The organism is Methylobacterium sp. E-046 (assembly GCF_022829625.1).
GTDB classification, from domain to species: Bacteria; Pseudomonadota; Alphaproteobacteria; order Rhizobiales; family Beijerinckiaceae; genus Methylobacterium; species Methylobacterium longum.
Genome location: NZ_JAKSYP010000232.1, coordinates 1 through 2,197, shown reverse-complemented (window position 1 = coordinate 2,197; position 2,197 = coordinate 1). Strand labels below are relative to the sequence as shown.

Below are 2,197 nucleotides of genomic sequence, written 5' to 3'. Positions count from 1 at the left end.
CCTACAACCCGACCACCGACGCCGACGGCGCGGTGCTCAAGGTGGTGAAGTTCGCCTCCGACATCACCGCGCAGGTGCACGAGCGCCAGCGCCGGGCTGAGGCGCAGCGGACCATCGGCGTCGACCTCGACGCGATCGGTGCCGCGGTCGAGGCTGTCACCCGGCAGACGGCCGAGGCGGCTGGTACGGTGGGTCACGTTTCCAACGACATCCAGTGCGTGGCCTCGGGTGCGGCGGAGCTGTCAGCCTCGGTCCGTCAGATCAGCCCGCCGCGCCGCCACGGGCAGGCCCGGCACCTGACGCCGGCGGATCGGGGCTACAGCCTCCGGCGTACCCGCGTGCGTCGCGCTGATCTGCCGGCGGATCTGATCCGTCGCCTTCGCGGTCTGCTCGGCCAGGGCCTTCACCCCGGAGGCAACGGCCGCAAAGCCCTTGCCGGCTGCACCCGCGCGGGCCGCCTCGATGGTGGCGTTGAGCGCCAGCAGGTTGGTCTGCGCGGCGATCCCCTGGATCATGCTCACGACCTCGCCGATCTGCGTCGCCTGCCCGCTCAGGCCCGCGACGATGACCCCGGTGTGCCGCGCCTGCTCGACGGCCTCGCCGGCCATGCGTGCGGCGTGGCTGACCTGCTGGCTGATCTCACCGACCGAGGCTGACAACTCCTCCGCACCCGAGGCCACGCACTGGATGTCGTTCGAAACGTGACCCACCGTACCAGCCGCCTCGGCCGTCTGCCGGGTGACAGCCTCGACCGCGGCACCGATCGCGTCGAGGTCGACGCCGATGGTCCGCTGCGCCTCAGCCCGGCGCTGGCGTTCGTGCACCTGCGCGGTGATGTCGGAGGCGAACTTCACCACCTTGAGCACCGCGCCGTCGGCGTCGGTGATCGGGTTGTAGGTCCCCTGGATCCAGACCTCGCGACCACCGCGGGCGATGCGCCGGAACTCGCCTGCCGCAAACGCGCCGCGCCCGAGCCGGCCCCAGAACCCCCGATAGTCGGCGCCAGCCTGCTCAGCCGCATCCACGAACAGGCTGTGATGCCGGCCGACGATCTCGTCGAGGCGGTAGCCGACGGTGTCGAGGAAGTTCTGGTTGGCGTCCAGGATCGTGCCGGTGGGATCGAAGGCGATCACCGCCTGCGAGCGGTGAAGGGCCGCGAGCTGACCGTCGCTGTCCAGCGCACGCAACTTCTGCGCGGTGATGTCGGCGGCGAACTTGACGACCTTCACGACCCGTCCGGTGCGATCGAGAACCGGGTTGTAGCTCGCCTGGATCCAGACAATCCGCCCAGCCTTGGCGACGCGCTTGAACTCGGCAGACTGGAAGATACCCCGCCGCAGGCCATCCCAGAACGCACGGTACTCGGCACTGCCGCGGTAGGCCCCTTCGACGAACATCGCGTGGTGCTGCCCCTGTACCTCGGGCAGGGTGTAGCCCATCGTGGTCAGGAAGTTGGCGTTGGCCGTGAGGATGGTGCCGTCCGGGGTGAACTCGATAACGGCCTGCGAGCGATCCAATGCGTCGAGTCTGGCGGCCTGATCCACGTGCGTGCGCGTTCCACCGAACATGATCGTGCCTTCCCGAATCTCTGGGCTGCTGCGCGGCAGAGCGGGAGGCCAGCGGATGAGTCCGCCGATGCATCATCCAGATCTATGTCAGCTCCAAACAACACTGGGCAGAACGTGTTACTTATTCCTTAAATTGATCGCTCATCGCTCCATATTACCCAATAACTGACATAGATTATCTCGCAAACTTAGTACTCTCGCTTCTGTGACCAGCATAGAACAACTTACGCGTGCTTGAAAATGGCGAGTTCGCGCCAGGCGCCGGTTAACGGATCGTTGCTTGTCGCGACAGGTTCATAGCGGCCGGCCGCGCTGACGGCGGGGCGTCCGATACGCCGGACCACCTCGCGCTCGAACGAGACGAAGATCTCGATGCGGCCGACGATGGCGCGCAACGGCCTGCAATTGATCTCGGCGCGGTACTTGGAGCCGGCCGCGTGGTAGTTGGTCAGGTACCCGTGGAAGCCCTCGCCGGAAGCCAGCGCGAGGTGAAAGGCATCCAGCGTCTCCCGAAGCGTCTCTTTGACCTGCATGAAGCGTGGGGTCTGCCCGACGATGTCGAACAGATCTCGCCCAACAAGCTGACCGAACGCGGCGTTGGCGTACAGGATGGTCGGCCCGGGCTGATC

The 2,197-nt window shown here is 66.7% G+C and carries 3 protein-coding genes; all 3 read right to left on the bottom strand.

Features of this window, described 5'->3' with window-relative positions:
* Positions 1-197, bottom strand: a 197-nt coding sequence (locus MKK82_RS34285; RefSeq protein ID WP_313902121.1) for a hypothetical protein, incomplete at its 3' end; no start/stop codon positions are given.
* A gap of 45 nt (positions 198-242) precedes the next feature.
* Entirely contained in the window at positions 243-1,568 is a 1,326-nt protein-coding gene (locus MKK82_RS24565; RefSeq protein ID WP_243987181.1) for a PAS domain-containing methyl-accepting chemotaxis protein, read from the bottom strand.
* Between the two features lie 224 nt (positions 1,569-1,792).
* On the bottom strand, positions 1,793-2,197 hold a 405-nt coding region (locus MKK82_RS24560; RefSeq protein WP_243987179.1), incomplete at its 5' end, for a PAS domain-containing protein.

What these genes read in the sequence shown, in the direction of transcription:
- MKK82_RS24565 (WP_243987181.1), bottom strand. Translation starts at nt 1,568, where the DNA reads ATGTTCGGTGGAACGCGCACGCACGTGGATCAGGCCGCCAGACTCGAC.